The organism is Aeromonas sp. 600948 (assembly GCF_049174875.1).
Lineage (GTDB): Bacteria > Pseudomonadota > Gammaproteobacteria > Enterobacterales > Aeromonadaceae > Aeromonas > Aeromonas veronii_A.
The window spans coordinates 36876-56897 of the sequence record NZ_JAAKTY010000019.1 but is presented as its reverse complement, the minus strand read 5'-3'; the positions used below and the strand labels follow the sequence as shown (position 1 = coordinate 56897).

Annotated in this window: 18 protein-coding genes and 1 riboswitch; of the genes, 11 read left to right on the top strand and 7 right to left on the bottom strand. The window is 62.0% G+C overall.

Annotated features, from left to right (window positions below; all coding sequences use genetic code 11):
- Positions 1-76 precede the first annotated feature (76 nt).
- From pepA to G5182_RS15435, 3 genes are all read left to right on the top strand, one after another.
- Positions 77-1585, top strand: coding sequence for a leucyl aminopeptidase (gene pepA / locus G5182_RS15445; RefSeq protein ID WP_005336423.1), 1509 nt, complete (start codon positions 77-79; stop codon positions 1583-1585).
- Positions 1586-1759: 174 nt separating this feature from the next.
- Positions 1760-2215, top strand: coding sequence for a DNA polymerase III subunit chi (locus tag G5182_RS15440; RefSeq protein ID WP_040068777.1), 456 nt, complete (start codon positions 1760-1762; stop codon positions 2213-2215).
- Positions 2216-2279: 64 nt separating this feature from the next.
- Positions 2280-5132 (top strand): valine--tRNA ligase, encoded by a 2853-nt coding sequence (locus G5182_RS15435; protein WP_421254513.1) that lies wholly within the window; start codon positions 2280-2282, stop codon positions 5130-5132.
- A gap of 69 nt (positions 5133-5201) precedes the next feature.
- On the opposite strand, the gene G5182_RS15430 is transcribed toward G5182_RS15435, so the two are convergent.
- On the bottom strand, positions 5202-6188 hold the full coding sequence (locus G5182_RS15430) for a sodium:calcium antiporter (protein WP_227341555.1): 987 nt from the start codon (positions 6186-6188) through the stop codon (positions 5202-5204).
- Between the two features lie 88 nt (positions 6189-6276).
- A riboswitch (yybP-ykoY riboswitch) is annotated at positions 6277-6383 on the bottom strand.
- Between the two features lie 169 nt (positions 6384-6552).
- Here G5182_RS15430 and G5182_RS15425 point away from each other — a divergent pair.
- The gene (locus tag G5182_RS15425) at positions 6553-7140 is read left to right on the top strand and encodes a superinfection exclusion B family protein (RefSeq protein WP_216952701.1); all 588 of its coding nucleotides are present in this window, start codon (positions 6553-6555) and stop codon (positions 7138-7140) included.
- Between the two features lie 96 nt (positions 7141-7236).
- Here the strand turns inward: G5182_RS15425 and G5182_RS15420 are convergent, their stop codons facing one another.
- Positions 7237-8091, bottom strand: coding sequence for an AraC family transcriptional regulator (locus G5182_RS15420; RefSeq protein WP_421172994.1), 855 nt, complete (start codon positions 8089-8091; stop codon positions 7237-7239).
- Between the two features lie 4 nt (positions 8092-8095).
- Positions 8096-8593, bottom strand: coding sequence for a GNAT family N-acetyltransferase (locus tag G5182_RS15415; RefSeq protein ID WP_216952700.1), 498 nt, complete (start codon positions 8591-8593; stop codon positions 8096-8098).
- A 644-nt stretch (positions 8594-9237) separates the two neighbouring features.
- Between G5182_RS15415 and G5182_RS15410 the strand changes: the two genes are divergently transcribed.
- Together G5182_RS15410 and G5182_RS15405 are read left to right on the top strand one after the other, a co-directional pair.
- Positions 9238-10404 (top strand): hypothetical protein, encoded by a 1167-nt coding sequence (locus G5182_RS15410; RefSeq protein ID WP_421251964.1) that lies wholly within the window; start codon positions 9238-9240, stop codon positions 10402-10404.
- A gap of 109 nt (positions 10405-10513) precedes the next feature.
- Positions 10514-11293: a substrate-binding periplasmic protein gene (locus G5182_RS15405; protein WP_421254512.1), complete on the top strand. Its 780-nt coding sequence runs from the start codon at positions 10514-10516 to the stop codon at positions 11291-11293.
- 7 nt (positions 11294-11300) lie between these two features.
- Here the strand turns inward: G5182_RS15405 and G5182_RS15400 are convergent, their stop codons facing one another.
- A complete protein-coding gene (locus G5182_RS15400) occupies positions 11301-12110 on the bottom strand; it encodes a helix-turn-helix domain-containing protein (protein WP_227341557.1) in 810 nt (269 codons plus the stop codon).
- 145 nt (positions 12111-12255) lie between these two features.
- Between G5182_RS15400 and tyrS the strand changes: the two genes are divergently transcribed.
- The 3 genes from tyrS to G5182_RS15385 all read left to right on the top strand — a co-directional run bounded on the left by tyrS (position 12256) and on the right by G5182_RS15385 (position 15338).
- On the top strand, positions 12256-13521 hold the full coding sequence (tyrS, locus tag G5182_RS15395) for a tyrosine--tRNA ligase (protein ID WP_227341558.1): 1266 nt from the start codon (positions 12256-12258) through the stop codon (positions 13519-13521).
- A gap of 168 nt (positions 13522-13689) precedes the next feature.
- Positions 13690-14601 carry a lipase family alpha/beta hydrolase gene (locus G5182_RS15390; protein ID WP_216954489.1) on the top strand — a complete coding sequence of 304 codons (912 nt, stop codon included), beginning with the start codon at positions 13690-13692 and terminating at the stop codon, positions 14599-14601.
- Positions 14598-15338 (top strand): lipase secretion chaperone, encoded by a 741-nt coding sequence (locus G5182_RS15385; protein WP_216952695.1) that lies wholly within the window; start codon positions 14598-14600, stop codon positions 15336-15338. Before G5182_RS15390 ends, G5182_RS15385 begins: the two co-directional genes overlap by 4 nt.
- A 44-nt stretch (positions 15339-15382) precedes the next feature.
- Here the strand turns inward: G5182_RS15385 and G5182_RS15380 are convergent, their stop codons facing one another.
- From G5182_RS15380 to sgrR, 3 genes are read right to left on the bottom strand one after another with little or no spacing between them, the layout of a single operon-like run.
- Positions 15383-16084 carry a hypothetical protein gene (locus G5182_RS15380; protein ID WP_216954488.1) on the bottom strand — a complete coding sequence of 234 codons (702 nt, stop codon included), beginning with the start codon at positions 16082-16084 and terminating at the stop codon, positions 15383-15385.
- A gap of 44 nt (positions 16085-16128) precedes the next feature.
- Positions 16129-16524 (bottom strand): acyl-CoA thioesterase, encoded by a 396-nt coding sequence (locus G5182_RS15375; RefSeq protein ID WP_216952694.1) that lies wholly within the window; start codon positions 16522-16524, stop codon positions 16129-16131.
- 48 nt (positions 16525-16572) lie between these two features.
- The gene (sgrR, locus tag G5182_RS15370; RefSeq protein ID WP_421254511.1) at positions 16573-18291 is read right to left on the bottom strand and encodes an HTH-type transcriptional regulator SgrR; all 1719 of its coding nucleotides are present in this window, start codon (positions 18289-18291) and stop codon (positions 16573-16575) included.
- 100 nt (positions 18292-18391) lie between these two features.
- Between sgrR and G5182_RS15365 the strand changes: the two genes are divergently transcribed.
- On the top strand, positions 18392-18568 hold the full coding sequence (locus G5182_RS15365; protein ID WP_216952692.1) for a hypothetical protein: 177 nt from the start codon (positions 18392-18394) through the stop codon (positions 18566-18568).
- A 152-nt stretch (positions 18569-18720) separates the two neighbouring features.
- Complete coding sequence (locus G5182_RS15360; RefSeq protein WP_005336464.1) at positions 18721-19989, top strand: O-acetylhomoserine aminocarboxypropyltransferase/cysteine synthase family protein; 1269 nt, start codon at positions 18721-18723, stop codon at positions 19987-19989.
- The last annotated feature ends 33 nt before the right edge of the window (positions 19990-20022 follow it).

Below are 20022 nucleotides of genomic sequence, written 5' to 3'. Positions count from 1 at the left end.
TCCGCCTCTGATACCCCAACAAGCACCGCATTATTCAATAAAAGGTGCCTTTTGTCTTTAGGATGTAGGAGATTCCATGGAGTTCAGTGTAAAGAGTGGCAGTCCAGAGAAGCAACGGAGCGCCTGCGTCGTAGTCGGCGTATTTGAGCCGCGTCGCCTCTCTCCGGTTGCCGAACAACTGGACAAGATCAGCGATGGCTATATCAGTTCGCTGCTGCGCCGTGGCGACCTGGAAGGGAAACCAGGCCAGATGCTGCTGCTGCATCAAGTACCGGGCGTGCTCAGCGAGCGCGTACTGCTGGTCGGATGCGGCAAGGAGCGGGAACTCGACGAACGCCAGTACAAGCAGATCATCAACAAGACCATCACCACCCTCAACGAAACCGGCTCCATGGAAGCGGTCTGCTTCCTCACCGAGCTGCACGTCAAGGGTCGGGATACCTATTGGAAGGTGCGCCAGGCGGTAGAAACCACCAAGGCGGGCCTCTACAGCTTTGATCAGTTCAAGACCAACAAGGCCGAGCCACGTCGCCCGCTGCGCAAGCTGGTATTCAACGTGCCGACGCGTCGGGAACTGACCATTGGTGAAAAAGCCATCGCTCACGGTCTAGCCGTGGCCAAGGGTGTGCGGGTCTGCCGCGACGTGGCGAACATGCCGCCCAACGTCTGCAACCCGGCCTATCTGGCCTCCCAGGCCCGTCGTCTGGCCGATGCCTACGACAACATCACCACCAAGGTGGTGGGCGAGCAGGAGATGGCCGAGCTCGGCATGAACTCCTACCTGGCGGTGGCCCGCGGCTCCGATAACGAAGCCATGATGGCCATCATCGAATACAAGGGTCATCCGGATGCCAAGCCCATCGTGCTGGTCGGCAAGGGTCTGACCTTTGACTCCGGCGGCATCTCCATCAAGCCGGCCGACGGCATGGACGAGATGAAGTACGACATGGGTGGCGCCGCCTCCGTGCTCGGTACCATGCATGCGCTGGCCCAGCTGCAACTGCCGATCAACGTCATCGGCGTGCTGGCAGGCTGCGAAAACATGCCGGGTGGCAACGCCTATCGCCCAGGTGACATCCTCACCTCCATGTCCGGCCAGACCATCGAAGTGCTCAACACCGATGCGGAAGGTCGTCTGGTACTGTGTGATGCGCTGACCTATGTGGACCGCTTCGATCCGGAAACCGTGATCGACGTGGCGACCCTGACCGGTGCCTGCGTCATCGCGCTGGGCCACCACACCTCGGGTCTGCTGGCCAACCACAACCCGCTGGCCCACGAGCTGCTCAACGCCTCCGAGCAGGCGGGTGATCGCGCCTGGCGTCTGCCGCTGTTCGACGAGTATCAGGAGCAGATCGACAGCCCGTTCGCCGACATGGCCAACATCGGCGGTCGTCCTGCCGGTACCATCACCGCGGCGGCCTTCCTGTCACGCTTCACCAAGAAGTACAACTGGGCCCACCTGGATATCGCCGGGACCGCCTGGAAGAGTGGCAAGGATAAAGGCTCCACCGGTCGTCCGGTGCCCCTGCTGACCCAGTTCCTGCTGAACCGGGCTGGCGTGGATATCGAAGAGAAAGAGTAACTCTCCGGCCCCTGCCGATGGCTGCATCGGAAGGGTTGGCGTTACCCTGAACCACAAGGAAGAGGCCCGCCTCTTCCTTGTTTCATTCTTGAATCAGTGAGTTGCGGACGGGAAACGCCCCGTCAGCCTCATGAGGCGGTCAACACTCCGTCACCGCAAAACGGGATCAACCTGATGAGCCAAGTGACCTTTTACCTGATGAGCGAACAGGATGACGCGCAGGCCTCTGCGGTCGAGCGACTGGCCTGCACTCTTGCGGCCGAGTCGTGGGGCGCGGGCCATATCTACCTCTTCTGCAACGATGAGGCCCAGGCCCTGCGCCTGGACGAGCTGTTGTGGCAACTGCCGCCGGAGCGCTTCGTGCCGCACCAGCTGCAAGGCGAAAGCGGCATGGCCCCGGTGGAGATCGGCTATCAGCCACCGAAACGGCGCTACGCCCGCCTCATCAATCTGGCCACTGCGACACCTTTGTTTGCAGGACACTTCGCTCAAGTGGTAGATTTTGTCCCCACTGACGAAACACAAAAGCAGCAAGCCCGCGAGCGCTACAAGCACTATCGCCAGGCAGGCCATACCCTCGAAATGAGGGATCAGCCCGTCCTTGCCGCACCGGATCCGGCGCAGCCCTGACTGCAACCAATTGATCCATAAAGAATCAACACCAGACTCCATCCATCCAGATTACGGCGAGACCATGGAAAAGACTTTTAATCACAACGCCATCGAACAGGCGCTCTACCAGCACTGGGAAGCCCAGGGTTACTTCAAGCCCCACGGCGACACCAGCAAAGACTCCTTCTGCATCATGATCCCGCCGCCGAACGTCACCGGCAGCCTGCACATGGGTCACGCCTTCCAGCAAACCCTGATGGATACCCTGATCCGCTACAACCGCATGCAGGGCAAAAACACCCTGTGGCAGGCAGGTACCGACCATGCCGGTATCGCCACCCAGATGGTGGTTGAGCGCAAGATCGCCGCAGAAGAGGGCAAGACTCGCCACGATTACGGCCGTGATGCCTTCATCGACAAGATTTGGCAGTGGAAAGAAGAGTCCGGTGGCACCATCACCCGCCAGATGCGCCGTCTGGGCGACTCCGTGGATTGGGAGCGCGAGCGCTTCACCATGGATGAGGGGCTCTCCGCCGCCGTGCAGGAAGTGTTCGTCCGTCTTTACGAAGATGGCCTGATGTACCGCGGCAAGCGTCTGGTGAACTGGGATCCGAAACTCAACACCGCCATCTCCGATCTGGAAGTGGAGAACCGCGAGATCAAGGGCCACATGTGGCACCTTCGCTACCCGCTGGCCAACGGCGCCAAGACTGCCGAAGGCCAGGATCACCTGATCGTCGCCACCACCCGTCCGGAGACCATGCTGGGTGATACCGCCGTCGCGGTAAACCCGGAAGACCCGCGCTACAAGGCGCTGATCGGTCAGCACATTCTGCTGCCGCTGGTGAATCGTCTGATCCCCATCGTTGCCGACGAACACGCCGACATGGAGAAGGGCACCGGCTGCGTGAAGATCACCCCGGCCCACGACTTCAACGACAACGAAGTGGGCAAGCGCCACAACCTGCCAATGATCAACATCTTCACCCTGGACGCCCACGTGCGTGCCGAGGCCGAAGTGGTCGACAGCAACGGCAACCCCAGCACCGCCTATGACGCCGCCCTGCCGACCGAATTCGCCGGGATGGAGCGCTTCGCCGCCCGCAAGGCCATCGTCGCCAAGCTGGACGAGCTGGGCCTCTTGGCCGAGATCAAGGATCACGTGCTGCAACAGCCTTACGGCGATCGCGGTGGCGTGCCCATCGAGCCGATGCTGACCGACCAGTGGTACGTACGCGTGGCACCGATGGCCAAGACCGCCATCGAGGCGGTGGAAGATGGCCGCATCCAGTTCGTGCCAAAGCAGTACGAAAACATGTACTTCTCCTGGATGCGCGACATTCAGGACTGGTGCGTCTCCCGTCAGCTGTGGTGGGGTCACCGCATCCCTGCATGGTATGACGACGCCGGCAACGTCTACGTGGGCCGCAGCGAAGATGAAGTGCGCGCAAAGCACAGCATCCCGTCCGTGACTACCCTGCGTCAGGACGAAGATGTGCTCGACACCTGGTTCAGCTCCGCCCTGTGGACCTTCTCCACCCTGGGCTGGCCGAACAACACAGAGGCGCTCAAGACCTTCCACCCGACCGACGTGCTGATGAGCGGCTTCGACATCATCTTCTTCTGGATTGCCCGGATGATCATGATGACCATGCACTTCATCAAGGACGAAAACGGCCAGCCACAAGTCCCGTTCAAGACCGTCTACATCACCGGCCTAATCCGTGACGAAGAGGGCCAGAAGATGTCCAAGTCCAAGGGCAACGTGCTGGACCCCCTCGACATGATCGATGGCATCTCGCTGGAAGCTCTGCTGGAGAAGCGCACCGGCAACATGATGCAGCCGCAGATGGCCGAGAAGATCGCCAAGCGTACCGCCAAGCAATTCCCGGAAGGGATCGATGCCCACGGTACCGACGCCCTGCGCTTCACGCTGGCAGCGCTGGCCTCTACCGGTCGTGACATCAACTGGGACATGAAGCGCCTGGATGGCTACAACAACTTCTGCAACAAGTTGTGGAACGCCTCCCGCTATGTACTGATGAACACCGAAGATCAGGATTGCGGTTTTGCCGGTGGCGAGATGCAGTTCAGTCTGGCAGATCGCTGGATCCAGTCCCAGCTGCAAGTGGCCATCCGTGACTTCCGCACCGCCCTCGATACCTATCGCTTCGATATCGCGGCTGGCGTGCTGTACGAATTTATCTGGAACCAGTTCTGTGACTGGTATCTGGAGCTGACTAAGCCAGTGCTGACCAAGGGTTCCGAGGCCGATCAACGCGCTGCCCGCCACACCCTCGTCAGCGTCCTCGAGACCCTGCTGCGTCTGGCGCACCCGATCATCCCGTTCATCACCGAGACCATCTGGAAATCGGTCGCCCCGCTGGCTGGCGTACACGCCGACACCATCATGATTCAGGCCTTCCCGGAGTTCGACGCCGCCAAGGTGGACGAAGCCGCGATGGCGGATCAGGAGTGGGTGAAGGAGTTCATCGTCAGTATCCGCAACATCCGCGCCGAGATGAACGTGGCCCCGAGCGTGCCCCTCAACGTGCTGCTCCAGTGCGATGCCAAGGATGCCCAGCGCGCCGCTGACAACGAGGCCTTCCTCAAGTCGCTGGCCCGTCTGGAGTCCATCCGCGTTCTGGCGGACGGTGAAACCGCCCCGCTGTCAGTGAAGAAGCTGATCGGTGCCACCGAGCTGATGATCCCGATGGCCGGTCTCATCGACAAGGATGCCGAACTGGCCCGTCTGGCTAAAGAGGTTGCCCGTCTGGTGGGCGAGTGCGGCCGTATCGAAGGCAAACTCGGCAACGAAGCCTTCGTCGCCAAGGCGCCGGAAGCGGTCATCGCCAAAGAGCGCGAGAAGCTGGAAGATTACCGTCTCCAGCTGACCAAGCTGGAAGCCCAGCAGGCCGAGATCGCCGCGCTGTAAGCACCGCCCCAACCGATACAGCAAAGCCCCCTGACCCAAGGGGGCTTTTTCATATCCGCGCTTCTCGCTTCAGCTCACCAGTAGCCAGCCGCAGAAGCCGAGATAGAGCAGACCCACCAGCGCCAACCGCCCGGCGGTCATCACTCCCTTTCTGAACCCCCACCAGAGCAACCCCACCGCCAGCAGCGTCACCAGCGAGGAGGCCATCATGGCACCATCCAGCAACCAGGGGGTGAAGATCAAGCAGAAGGCCTTGGGGATAGTGCCCTGGATCATCATGGCCCCGGAGATATTGGCCAGCGCCAGCCGATTCTTGCCCTGTCGCACCCAGATCAGCACGTTCATCAGCTCCGGCATCTCGGTCGCCACCGGACTCAACAGCAGGGCCGCCAGCACCGGCGAGAGGCCAAACAGTTCGCCCATGCTCTCCAGCTGATGGACAAACAGCTGTGCCGCCAGCGCCACCACCACTAACGCAGCCAGCGTCTGCAGCAGCACCTTGCCAAGAGGCGGGATCCCGGCATTTGGAGCCAGCTTGAGGGGCTCAGGCAACTCGACCTCATGGCTGTCGCTCTGCTTCAGCTCGCGCCTTACATAGACGAGGTAGACCAGCAGGAAGAGCGGGGCCAGCCAGCTCTTGCCGGTAAAGGCGACCAGACCCAGTACAGTGGCCACCAAAAAGATTCCCATAAACCAGCGCTGATCCCGGCCAATCTCGCGCTGTACCTCCCCATTGATGGCGCGCTCGGTACGCCCCATGCAAAGCAGCAGAGTGAGACCGACCGCACCATAGCCGATGGTGGCCAGCACCAGCGGCCCGCCGAGGGCGGCGCCGATGCCGATCTCCTGCTGGGCGGTTGTATTGCCTATCAGCAGGGCGGTCAGGGTGACGATGCATTCGGGCAGCGCCGTACCCAGTGCAGCCAGCAGCGAACCAGTGGCACTTTGCGAGAGTTTGAAGTGGTGTCCGGTCCATTCGATGCCGTTAACGAAGTATTCGCAGGCAAGGTAGATGGTGACCGCAGAGACGAGAAATAACAGCAGGGTAATCAACATAATAGATACCGCCAGGCGAGCAGAATAACCGATGGACCCGACATGGCTCGCCCGGCTGGCGTGCATATCGAGGCCAAAGGTCTTGCAGAGCGATAGTGCCTATCGCCGCCCATGCCATGGATGCGAGGATCCAAGAGTGTTGACATGGGCCCGGCCCGGAATACGGGCGGGTTGCTACTCCCCAATGACTGAGGGGACGTTTTACCAACTCGACCGTCACCTCACAAGGCAAATTACTGATAACTCATTCAATAAGTTGTAAGGAAATGTATCGCCAGCCTCCCCTCCCCGGCGCCATTACGCTGTTGGCACACCGATTGCTGTAGGTAGTTCACTATCCACAACAGTTTGGGAAGGATGAACAATGAAACGGTGGATCCAACATTTCTATCAACTCAGCCGCCTCAATTGGCTGATGGTCTGGTTGTTGCTCTGTTGCAGCATCATTTTGCTGTTTCCGGCCGGGCTGATGAAAGGGGCCGTCAGCCAGTGGGCTGCGGATCATGCGGCCTGGCTGGGGGTCGGCATGCTGATCGCCATCTCCTACTTCTGCAGTCAGGGCTTCCTGATCGCCTGGGAGTGGGCTTGCGAAGAGTGGCAGGCGCGCCGTCAGCAGGACCAGCTGGCCCAGATGATCGGCTTCCTCGACTTCAACGAAAAGGCGGTGCTGCGCGAGTTCGTGCTACAGCGTAAAAGCGTCATAAACTTGCCGATCACCGAGCCCGCCGTCAAAAACCTGATGGATGCCGGCGTCCTCACCTATGCCTACGGCAAGCCGACCCGAGATAAGGATGACGAGAACCAGATCCGCGCCCTGATGATCGCCCTGCCCGCCCGACCGCTGCTCACCTACAAGGTGCTGGGGCTGTCGCGTGGCAAGATGAGCGACGAACAGGTGGAGCAGATCATGAACGCCCGCCCCAAGTTCGCCCAGAAGGGGTTCCAGCGCTAACCGCCGCCCAACCGCCAGATGCAAAAGAGCCGGACACTGTCCGGCTCTCTAATTTCTGCGCGATGCTCTGTACCATCCCTTACGTCTTGTTGTGCCCTAACCCTTTAGGCTGGAGCAAAAGCTCACATCCGCAACCTTGGTCACCGGATCGAAGCTGTGATAGAGCTCGAAACAGGGTCGATCATCAAATTCGAAACCGGCCGCTACCACCTCACCGATATGTTGCTGCCAGAGTGCGGGGTACTGGGCCGGGTCGGTCACGGTAAAACGTGACTGGCCATAGCGGCCGCCCGCCAGCTGCTGGATCTCCACATTGCCACTTCCCCTGGTGCCCGCCGGCACGGTGACGCAAATATCGGTGCGGCGCTGCTGGGGAGCCGTCACTTCGGGGTTGTCGTGGTAGATGAAGATCCACTCCCCTTCGGCCAAGCCCAACCCGACAGCCCATTGATAGAGCTGGTCACACACCGGCTCATAGCCTATGCCGTAAGGGCCGGTGACCCGGATATAGGCCAGAGTGCGCGCAGCCATCTGTTCGGTTTTCATCTGTAGCCTCCTTTCACTGGAACGGCCTTCAGCATAATCAGAGACCCGGGCAGCCGCGTGTCCATTCTTGCTCAGTTGCAAGAGTGACGGCTGGCGGCGCAACATCCCCGGTGCCATGGCAAACTGCTTGCGAAACGCCTTGGCAAAGGCCTGTGAGCTGGCAAAACCGGCCGAGAAGGCAATCTCGGTGATCGGGTCGCGACTGTAGCAGAGAGAGCGAGCAGCCCGCTCCAACCGCAGGCGGCGCTGCATCTCGGTCGGGGTTTCACCGGTGACGGCGGTAAAGACCCGATGAAAGTGATAGCTGGAGAGCGCCGCAAGACTGGCCGCCTCACTGAGGCAGAGCTCGGGATTCTGCTCCAGCGCCCGGATCACCGGGCGCAATCTGGCCTGATAATCGACCATGCCATTAGCGACTGACGCCCCCCGCAACTCTGGCCATATAGAACACATCCACATAGCGCCCTTGCCGGAAGGCATAGTCACGAGCCAGCCCCTCCTGCGTGAAACCGAACTTGCGATAGAGCGCCTGTGCGGCCTCATTGTCGGTATAGACGGTCAGCTCAATCCGGTGCAGGTTGAGCCAGTTATCGGCCAGATCCAACGCCGCAGCCATCAGGGCAGAGCCCACCCCCTTGCCTGCCCAGTCATCCCGTACCCCCATACCGATACAGGCCACATGCTTGCGTCTCGGATTGGGCTCAACCAGCAGCGAGAGCTGGCCTACCAGCAAGCCGTCAACATCGGCGACCAGTGCCACCACGCTGTCACTCTCCAACCGCTTCTGCCACTGGCTAAGGGGAGACATAGGCAAGTGCAAAGTGCCCGCCTGGGCATTGGGCATGGCATAGAGATCCCGCAAGGCGGGGGCATCGGCGGATTCGGCATGACGGATGGTAATCTGCATATGAGGCTCCTTCTCGAAACGTCCATCATGCATCATCCATCGCATCAGTCCATACAACCGGCACGGTCAGAGTGATTTATTGTCGGCAGACAGGGCTGCACACTGAGCCATTCAGCCAGTTTCATAGGTGAAAAAAAACGGAGCAAACGCTCCGTTTTTCAATGCTTTATCAATCCCGGACGGAACGCGCTTCGCGCTCTTGCCGCTCCCTTGCCAACAGGCGTTTGTACCACCAGCTACTGCGACGACGTTGTGCATTGGAAGAGCGACGAGCCATTTCTTAGGTTCCAGCCAAGAGTAGAAAGGAGCTGCATTATGCGACAGGGATCACGTCCATGTCTTTAGCTGGATCAAGAAAAGCCTCACTGGCCCCCTGAAATCCTCTTCTGGTTTTGCTGCCATGTGGCCACTGGCAGCACCATCGCAGGGGAACGCCAGACTCTCAGGCCCACTCCAGCAATCAACCCGGCCCCGAGTTTACTTGACGGATAATCATACAGCCTGCTGGCATTGTGGAACCAATATGGTAGCCTGCCAGCGCCTGTGGGCAGTCTCTCGCTGCCACGCGCAAACTCCCGGTGAATTTGTCACGTCCTGACAAAATATAACCTTATTTATCAAATCGTTATTTGGATATTATCCCAATGCGTATCATGCCGTTGCTCAAGGCTGCCTGCCTGAGCCTGATGTTGTCCGCCTGCGTTGCTCCATTGCTGATGATGAGCCCCACCAGCCAGCTGATGTGGGCCCTGCTCAAGCCGCTGGTCGGCTTTGACCCGAACGAGGTCAATCTGTTCGAACAACCCCTGATCAAGGATCGGATGACCGCTATCCTTGGCCCCAACTACGACAGCACCATGCAGTTGCTCAAGACGGCCGACAAGTTACAGCAGGAGGGGCCGCTTTTCTATGTGGTCTCCGAGTATGCGCCCGTGCCGGATATCGCCAAGCAGGCGGGGATGGTGTGGAACTCGCAAACCAACCAGATGTCTGTATTGCTGCAAAAAGGGGATGGTACCACCCTGACCTTCGGCGAAAATCTGGCGGGCACGGCACCGACCTGGCCAACCGCCATGCAGGGCTGGCAGACCCCCACCAACCAGCTCACCCCGGCGGCTAATGCCCTGACCGGTACGGCAACCAGTCAGAGTGGCGCCTCCCCCTTCTCCCTTGGCAGCGCGCTGGGCACAGTGACTCGCGGCGTCACCGGCTCGCTGACCAACAGTGCAAGTCAGGCTATCAGCGGCGCAGCCGCCAACGCCACAGGGCAGGCCACCCAAGCGGTAAGCCAAAGCGCGACCGATCTGACCCGTAGTGCAACCACCGCAGTCACTGCACCCGCCAAACAGGCGGTGAGCAGCACCGCTGCGACCGCAACGCAAGAAGCCACCAAGGCCGTTGCCACTCCTGCCAAACAAGCCGTCAGCACCGCCGCCGCAACCGTGACGCAAGAAGCCACCAAGGCCGTTGCTGCTCCTGCCAAGCAAGCCGTCAGCAGCGCCGCTGCGACCGCAACGCAAGAAGCCACCAAGGCCGTTGCCGTTCCTGCCAAACAAGCCGTCAGCAGCGCAGCTGCGACCGCGACGCAAGAGGCCACCAAGGCCGTTGCCGCACCTGCCAAGCAAGCCGTCAGCAGCGCCGCTGCGACCGCGACGCAAGAGGCCACCAAGGCTGTTGTCGTTCCTGCCAAACAGGCCGTAAGCAGTGCCGCTCCCCATACGGCCGGAGAGAGCGCCACCGATGCCGCCATAGCAGCAGAAGCCGAGGCTCGCGCCAAGGCAGAGGCGGAGATGGAGGCCCTGCTAAAATAAACCGACAGGTCACCGCAAGGTGGCCTGTCGCGGTATCCGCGACCCGACTATGAACTTCCGGCCAAGGACACATAGACTGATAGGTAATTCCCTGCACAAGGAGTGCGCCATGCGATCCCTGCTCGCGGCCCTTATCGCCCTGCTCCTGCTGACCAGCTTCCCCGCACGGTCCGCATTTATCTATTACTCGGAGCAGAACATGCCCCTCAACGGGCTGGACAAGGAGGGCAAGCCCATCGGGCTGGCAGTTGAGCTGCTGCGGCTGATGTGGCGCGAGCTGGGGGAGCCGGAGCAACCGATCCAATTTCTGCCATGGGCCCGCGGTTGGTATCTGCTGACCCAGCAACCGGAGGCCGTTCTTTTTACCACCGCCAGAACCAAAGAGCGTGATCCCCATTTCCTATGGGTTTGCCCCATCAGCCACTCGCGAGTGACGCTGGTCGGACGAAAACAGGATGCCCCCAGAGTGGCCAGCAAAGCGGATCTCGCCAAGCTGCAGATCGGCGTGATGCAGGCGGATGTCGGGGAGCAGTTGCTGCTCAACCGCGGGATCAGCCCGGGCAATATGATGTCGGTGGAGCGCATGGAGCAGGTGGTACGCCAGCTCATCATGGCCCGTACAGATCTGGTAGCAGGCAACGAGGTGATGTTATTCCATCAACTGAAAGCTCTGGGATTTGCCGCGGAAGATTTCATCTCTGTCGCAGTGCTGGAGGAACAGGACAACTGCTTTGCTTTCAACCCGCGGGCGGATCGGCAGCAGGTCGCCCGGTTGCAACAAGCCCTCGATCAGGTTCGTCTCGGTAGCGAATACCGGCAGTTGATGGAACGCTACCAGCGACTCAGTAACCTTCCCCAAAGCGATAAGCCGCTACCGAAGATCGAGTAACCCCGGTTCATCCTCTTCCCTCTGTGGTGATCAGATGGTTGAGGAAGAGATGAAACAGCTCGGCCCGCGAGCCGAGCCGCAGCTTGCCATAGAGATGCTTGCGGTGATTCTTCACCGTGCCGCTGCCAATCCCGAGCGCTGCGGCAATCGCCTCCGTATCCAGCCCCTGCAGCAGCAACTCCGCCACCTGCCGCTCGCGCCGGGTAAGCCTATCGCCCCCCACACTCGCCATCGCCTGCTCCACCGCACTCCGGAGGCTGGCGCTGTCTGGCAGCACAGTGCCCTGGGCCAACAGCGGCTGGCTCTGCCGCCACTGCTGACGACAGAGCGAATGTACCAGCGGGAACAGCTGCTCCAGCCTTACCAGCTCGTCACGGCTGAGGGTACTGCGCTTGTCGAGTCGCCCGAGAAACAGCATCAGCGTCAGTCCGTCCCGCACCGGCAGGATCAGCCCCACCTCCTCCTGCCAGCCGGTGGCCTGATAGAAGTGGTGGCGATATTCGGGATCGAGCCGCCCTTGGGAGACCTGCGCCAGGGTCCAGACGCCGGCAGGCAAGCCCTGCTCCAGCGCCTGCATAAAGGGATCCTGACTGAAGTGGCTGGTGAGGTAGCGATCAAAGAGCAGAGCCCGCTGATGGTTGAGGTTGTCGTAGAGGTAGACGGGCCGCTGCCCCACCCCGAGCAGCAGGGCGCAATCAAACGCCACCTGCTGCTGGATCAGCCGCACCAGCGCCGCCGGAAAGGCGCTGCTGTGCAGGGCATCGACCACCTCGGTCATGCTGCGGGTCAAGGCATCTGTGGTGAATGGCTGGGTCATGTTGGCACGTTTCCGGTGACGGGGAGCGATTCTCCGCTATGGCTGAATACTAGCACGAGAGTGGCAAAAATGTCCCTCAGGGGACATATCCGCCACCAGCCAGAACGGCGAGGATGACGGCTTTTCCCCTGTTGTTGGAGCACACATGATCAACCCCCACCTGCTCGATGAGCTGACCGAGCGCGGCCTTGTGGCCCAGAATTCCGACCCGGCGGCCCTGGCCGATCATCTTGCCACCTCGCGCACCGTCTATTGCGGGTTCGATCCCACCGCCGGCAGCCTGCATATCGGTCATCTGGTGCCGCTCTTGATGCTGCGCCGCTTCCAGCTGGCGGGCCACACCCCGGTGGCACTGGTGGGCGGGGCAACCGGCCTTATCGGCGATCCCAGCTTCAAGGCGACCGAGCGCAGCCTCAACAGTGCCGATACTGTGCAGGGTTGGGTCGCCAGCCTGTCGGCCCAAATCAGGGCGCTGCTGCCCGCCGATGATGGCCTGTCGGCCCCGCAACTGGTCAACAATGGCGACTGGATGGGGCAGATGTCCGCCCTCGATTTTCTGCGGGATATCGGCAAGCACTTCTCGGTCAACGGCATGCTGGCGCGGGAGTCGGTGCGCCAGCGACTGGCCCGCCCGGATCAGGGCATCTCGTTCACCGAGTTCTCTTACGCCCTGCTGCAATCCTACGACTTTGCGGTGCTGCACCAGCGGCTCGGTTGCACCCTGCAGATTGGTGGCAACGACCAGTGGGGCAATATCACCAGCGGCATGGATCTGACCCGTCGCCTCCATCAGGCGCAGGTGCACGGCATGACCCTGCCCCTTATCACCAAGGCGGACGGCACCAAGTTTGGCAAGACCGAAGGGGGCGCGGTCTGGCTCGATCCGGCGCTCACCTCCCCTTACGCCTTCTACCAGTTCTGGCTCGGCACCGCAGATGAGGATGTCTACCGCTTCCTGCGCTACTACAGCTTTATGCCGCTGAGCGAGATTGATGCACTGGAGGCGGAAGATGCGAAGCGGCAGGGGCGAAAGCAGGCCCAGCAGGTGTTGGCGAACGAGCTGACCGAGCTGGTACACGGCAAGGCGGCGCTGGCGGCGGTGCAGCGCATCAGCGAGTTACTGTTTAGCGGCGATGTGGCCCGCCTCGGCGAGAGCGATCTGGCCCAGCTGGCGCAGGATGGCATGCCGTGCAGCACCGTCAGCGGCGAGACGGATCTGGTCAGCCTGCTGGTCAGCTGCGGTCTGGCGAACTCCAAACGCATCGCCCGCGAGCTGCTGGCGGCGGGCGCTATCAGCCTCAATGGTGTGCTCAAGCAAGATGATCAGCTGAGTGCCACTGATCGGCTGTTTGGCCGCTACCTGCTGCTGCGCCGGGGCAAAAAGCAGTATCACTTGGTGGCGTGGCAATAAGCCGCAGGGCGGGGAGCACAGCCTCCCTGCCCGCCCCCTGAATCCCTTTTGACTCCCGAGTTGCGATCCCCCTCACAGCCTCTCCCGTCAGCAGCCACCATACTGGCACCGGCGAACATGGAGTACGCCACACAATCTGTTCCTCACGAATCAACAAGGATGCTGATGATGAAGAGATGGCTTCTGGTGCTGCTCTGCACCCTGCCCATGCTGGCACACGCCAGCGGATACACCCAGACCCGCTACCCCATAGTGCTGGTGCACGGCCTGTTCGGCTTCGACAAGCTGCTCGGGGTCGATTACTTCTACGGCATTCCGCAAGCCCTGAGCCGCGATGGCGCCAAGGTCTACGTGGCTCAGGTATCTGCTACCGCCAGCTCCGAGCAGCGGGGGGAGCAGTTGCTCGCCCAGATTGAACTGCTGCTGGCCGCCACCGGCGCCGAGAAGGTCAACCTGATCGGCCACTCCCATGGCGGCCCGACCATCCGCTATGTCGCTTCGGTCGCCCCCGAGCTGGTCGCCTCCGCCACCAGCGTCGGCGGGGTCAACTACGGCTCCGAGATTGCCGATCTGGTACGGGCCAATGCCGCCCCCGGCTCGGCCGCTGAGAAGCTGGCGGCCGCCGCAGCCCACGCCCTCTCCGACATGATTTCGCTGCTCTCGGGCGGGAGCCAGCTGCCGCAAGATCCGGTCGCCGCCCTCGATGCCCTCACTAGCAAGGGGGCCAGCCAGTTCAACCAGCGCTACCCGGAGGGGCTGCCCAGCCGCTATTGCGGCGAGGGGCCGATGCAGGCCAGCAACGGCGTCTACTACTTCTCCTGGAGCGGGCGCGGCAACCTGACCAATCTGCTGGATCCGGTGGATCCTGCGCTGGCGCTGACCGGCGCCTTCTTCAAGGAGCCCAATGACGGGCTGGTCGGAGTCTGCAGCAGTCACCTCGGCAAGGTGATCGGCACCGACTACCGGATGAACCATCTGGACGAAGTGAACCAGTCATTCGGCATCCACCATCTGTTCGAGACCGATCCGGTCACCCTCTATCGCCAGCATGCCAACCGTCTCAAGGAGCTGGGACTATGAAGATCGCCACCCTGCTCGTCGTGCCCTGCGCCATCACCCTGCTGCTTGGCGGGGTGTTGCTCTGGCCCACAGCACCGACGGCAGACTCATCACAGGCTCAAACCAATCAGCATGCACAGAGCCACCCGCACGATCCCGAGCAGGAGGCCGCCGATGCCCTGCAGGCGCGCTATCGCACCTTTGTCTCCGCCCAGAGCAGCCTGACGGTGCCCACCGAAATCTCCCTCGCCAGCTTGCAGATCCTGTTTGACGAGCGGGAGCAGCTGCGCCAGCAGAGCTTTACCCCGGCCGAGCAGGCCCAGCTGTTTGCCGAGGATCGACTGATGGAGCAGCTGACCCTGCGCCGCAGGGCGCTGGCGGAAGCAAGAGACAGCGACAAGTCGCAGCTGGCCAGCGAGCTGGATCTCTGGCTGGCGGAGCAACCGGGCTGGTTTCGCGAGGCTGAGGCCAACAGCCGTCTGCTTGAAGAGTTGCAAGAGCTGGCACAGATGGAGCCAGCCAAACGGGATGCCCTGCTGCTGGAGACGGGGGGGCCGGAAGCGGTGGATCGGATGCGCCAGCTGGAGCAGAACCGGCAAGGGTTCGAGGAGCAGCTCAGCGGCTTTCTGGCCGAACTCAGGCAACTGCCGAACGAGGCCCGGGCCGAACAGCAACAGGAGCTGCTGGCCCGCTGGTTCGAACCCGGACAGTGGCGCCGGGTCGAGGCGCTCACCCGGCTCAAGCTGGGGGAACAATGAGCCAATGACAAGGGGCCCACGATGGGCCCCTTGCTGTGGTGCACTTATTGCGGCTTGTTGGTTGCCGGTAAAGATTGCCAGGTGAGGCGGGTCACCTGAGTGCCCTGCACCTCGCACTTGAGGCTCAACTCCTGCCACCCCTTATCCTGACGCAGGGAGACCTCCCCCTCGATCCCCTGCTCGCCAATCTTCAGCTTATCCTGCTCGAAGATCACCTTGTCGCCATGGGCAAGATCCATCAGTTTGCCGTTGCAGAGCCAGTGAGCGAGATCCGCCCCCTTCAGCTTGACGCCACCCTTGGCCGCCCTCTGCTCGGCCGCGCTCGGCGCGAACAGCTTGCTCAGCTCGGCGGCCCGCTTGGTGAGCCACTCCTGACGCTGCTGCATGCTCATCTTGCTGACAAACTCGGCGGGCTGGCCCTTCTCGTCCAGCCATTGGGTCAGCTTGCCGCTGTCGTCAAAAGCGAACTGGGCGGCGGGCTCTTTGACCCCGAACAGCTTGCCGCCCTTGAAGTAGTAGCGGCTCTCCCCTTCCAGCTTGCCCAGCTCGTTCATGATGGGCACGGCGATGATGACGGGGGCGCCATCGATCCAGGCCTTGATATCGACGCCGTCATGGCTGAATTGACGGATATCGAGGGCGCTCTCGGCCCCCTTCTCCATCAGGGTAAACTGCTCGGCGAGAGAAGCGGCCAGAGAAGGGAGGGAGCAGAATCCCAGGGTCAGCGCGATCGCTGTGTTGCGCATTGAGTTGTACATAACACTCCTGTGATGGGCCATCCGGCCCGTGGTTAACTCTCTGTCAGCCAGGCCCGCAGCCCTTCCCGGTGAACATCGCTCAGGGGCAGGGATTGGCGGGTCCGGTAGTCAAAATGGATCAGGGTCGTTTCGGCGGTGACGGCCAGTTCGCCGCCCTGCCAGGCCTCCTGCCAGACCGTAAATGAGCTGGTGCCGATGCGGCGCACGCCGGTCTTGATGGTGACCGGCTGGCCGTAGAACAGCTCCCGTTTGAACTGCACCGTATAGCCCGCGATGATCAGATGCCAGTTATGCACATCCAGATCGGGGGAAAAGATCCGGAACAGGGGATCCCGCGCCGATTCGAACCAGACCGCCGGCACCGTATTGTTGATATGGCCGAGGGCATCCGTCTCCTGAAAGCGGGGTTGGATCTGCATTTCCAGCATGGGTTGACTCCTTGTCATTGAACCGCGATCAGGCTAACGCGCCCCGCATCAGGACTCAAGCCTCCCCGTCTTATCCCAAGTGCTGACAGCCAGTTCCGGCCGCAACCAGGCGCTGCGAAAATCGAACCAGCCGAGCGCCGTCATCCGCACCCCGTGCACGCCGACCCGGCTCTCCAGCTCCAGCCAGTGGTGGAACAGCGGCACAAACCAGCTCTGCTGCTGCACAGTTGCCAGCAGGGCGCGGGGGCCAGGCTCCTCACCGCTGGCGCGCCACTGCATCAACCCTTGCCACAACTCATGCTGACTGCTCCACACCTTGCGCAGCAACGGGGTGCCCTGCAACCAGGCGTAGGGGGCAAAGGGGCCGGCATGTTCGAGGTTGAGGGTGCCGAGCCAGAGATCCACGTCTTCATCCTCGCCACTCACCCAACGACCGTAATCGAGGGTGCGCACCTCGAGCCGGATCCCCTGTTCGGCCAGCAGGCTGCTCATGGCGTTGGCGCACTCGTTGAACTCCAGATGCTGGTTGAAACAGGCCAGCACCAAGGTCGTCGGCAACTGCGCCGGTGTGGGCAAGGGCGCGGGCAGTGCTTCGCGCCAGTGGGGCAGCAGACCGAGGGCGCTGGTCCAGCCCCGTTGCAACTCGGGGGCGACCCGCCCCATCAGGGCTACCGGATTGAGCAGCTGGCCGAGCCACTGGCGCAGCGAGGGATCCTGCAAGGATCCGGAACGATCGTCCTGCAGCAGGAAGTAGCAGCCCGACTCCAGCTCTGATTCGCCGCGCATGGTACCGAGCTCAGGGCTGTCGCGCCCCAGCTGCAGGTGGGTCTCCAGTCGCTCCGCAAGCTCAGGCAGCATCCAGATATCGATCTCGTCGAGCAGGGCGCGCAGGCCGAAGTAGTCGTCAAACGCCGCAAGGCAAAGATGCAGGGGATCGTTGGCGGCCACCCGGTATGGGCCTGTGCCCACCGGTTGCAGGGCAAAGCCCGCCTCCCCCTTGAGCTCCCGTGGCAAAATGGTCGCCACCGGCTCCGCCAGCAGGTGGGGCAGCCAGGGATCCGGGCTGTCGAGATAGAGATCCAGCGTGCGCGGCCAAGGGCTCTCCAGCCGATCCAGATGGGCGAACAGCGGGCGATCCCGCAGGGCCAGCAGACTCTCCATCACATCCTCCACCACCAGCTCGCGGCCGTGGTGAAAGCGCACCGCCGGGCGCAGATAGAAGCGCCAGTGACAGGGGCCCAGACACTCCCAGTGGTGGGCCAGATCCCCTTCGATTTCCCCATTTTCCTCATTTCGCCGGGTGAGGCCGTTGAAGATCTGGCGGCTCAGGTGAATTTCGGAGCGGCGCATCGGGCCGGTGGGCAGCAACTGCGGCAGCGGCCGGTAGTAGGGCACCCGCAGGATCTGGCGCCCCTCACGGGTGGCCTGACCGAGCTGTTCGATCAGCAGCGGGGTGAGCAGATCGAGGCGATCCTCGGTCAGCCGCACCGCCTGTGCCAGCTGGCCCTGACTGAGCAGATCTCGCAAGCGGCGCCGGGTCAGGCTCTCCTGACTATCGAGCAGGGTGAGCCGGGAGCGCCGCCCCCGCCCCGCTTCCGCCGACCAGCTGAGCCAGCCCTGATCCTGCATCCGCCGCAGCAGCAGGCGGGCGTTGCGCGGGGTGCAGCAGAGCAGATCCGCCACCTCGGCGATGCTGATCTCCCGCTCGTCGCTGCCAAGCAGCTGGGCGAGTCGTTGAAATTGCTGGTAGAGGCGACCGGTCGGCATAAAAGAGGAAATCCTGTTGCTATAAGTCATCAGTTTTTACTTCCGCATTTTAGCTCAATACTGCTGATGAACGTGAGAACCACAGTAGAGGAGCACCATCATGAGCCACGCCAACCCCCTCAAACCGAACCGGGTCCAGCAGACCTTGCGCCGTTACTTCAAGCGGATCCTGCCGCGCCCGCTGGCGCTCATCGAGGATCCCATGCAGCAGCTCAACCGCCTGATGCAGTGGGATATGAACCAGATCGATGACAAGGAGTATCGCCGTCGCCTCTGAGCACGGCAGGCCTGCCCGCCACTCGGGACGCGCATCCCCTGCGGGCGACATTGCTTTGCCGGATCTTGCTGTTTACATCGGCCACGGGCCTGATAGATTGGACGTCTATCCATCTATAACTGCGACAAGCAACATCCAACAAGGAGTGTGTGATGAAAGATGCGACCCTGGCCCTGCACCACGGCTTTTCCAGCGACCCCACCACCAAGGCGGTCGCCGTGCCCATCTACCAGACGGTGGCCTACGAGTTCGAGAGCGCCCAGCACGGGGCGGATCTGTTCAATCTGGCGGTGCCGGGCAACATCTACACCCGCATCATGAACCCCACCAACGATGTGCTGGAGCAGCGGATGGCCGCGCTGGAAGGAGGGATTGCCGCGCTGGTGGTCTCGGCAGGTTCCGCCGCCATCACCTACGCCATTCAGGCGCTGACCGCCGCCGGTGACAACATTGTCTCCACGCCCCAGCTCTATGGCGGCACCTACACCTTGTTCGCCCACATGCTGCCGAGTTTCGGGGTCGAGGTGCGCTTCGCCAAGGATGACAGCGCCGAAGCCATCGCCGCCCTCATCGACGACAAGACCAAGGCGGTCTACTGCGAGAGCATCGGCAACCCGGCGGGCAACATCGTCGATCTGGCCGCGCTGGCCAAGGCAGCCCATGCCCGTGGCGTGCCGCTCATCGTCGACAACACGGTCGCCACCCCGGTGCTCTGTAAACCCATCGAACATGGCGCTGACATAGTCGTCCACAGCCTCACCAAATATGTCGGCGGCCATGGCAACTCGCTGGGTGGCGTCATCGTCGACTCGGGCAAGTTCCCCTGGGCAGATCACGCCGAGCGCTTCCCACAGCTGACCAAACCGGAGCCCTCCTACCACGGGGTGGTCTACACCGAGGCCTTTGGCCCGGCCGCCTTTATCGGGCGGGTACGCACAGTGCCACTGCGCAATACCGGCGCAGCGCTGGCGCCAATGAACGCCTTCCTGCTGCTGCAGGGGCTGGAGACCCTGAGCCTGCGCATGGAACGCCACGTCGACAACGCCCTGCGGGTTGCCAATCACCTCAAGCATCACCCCAAGGTGGCCTGGGTCAGCTACGCCGGTCTGCCGGGTCATCCCCACTATCTGCTGGCAGAGAAGTACATGGCCGGTCGCCCCTCGGCCATCCTCTCGTTCGGTCTGAAGGATGGTTACGAGGCGGGCGTGCGCTTCTACGATGCGCTCAAGATCTTCAAGCGGTTGGTCAACATCGGCGATGCCAAGTCGCTGGCCTGCCACCCCGCCTCCACCACCCATCGCCAGTTGAGCGAGGAGGAGCAGGCCAAGGCAGGAGTCAAACCTGAGATGATCCGGCTCTCGGTAGGGATCGAGGCGATCGAGGACATTCTGGCAGATCTGGATCAGGCGCTGGAGGCCTGAGTCTGGTGTTGAGCGAGCGGGCATCAGCCCGCT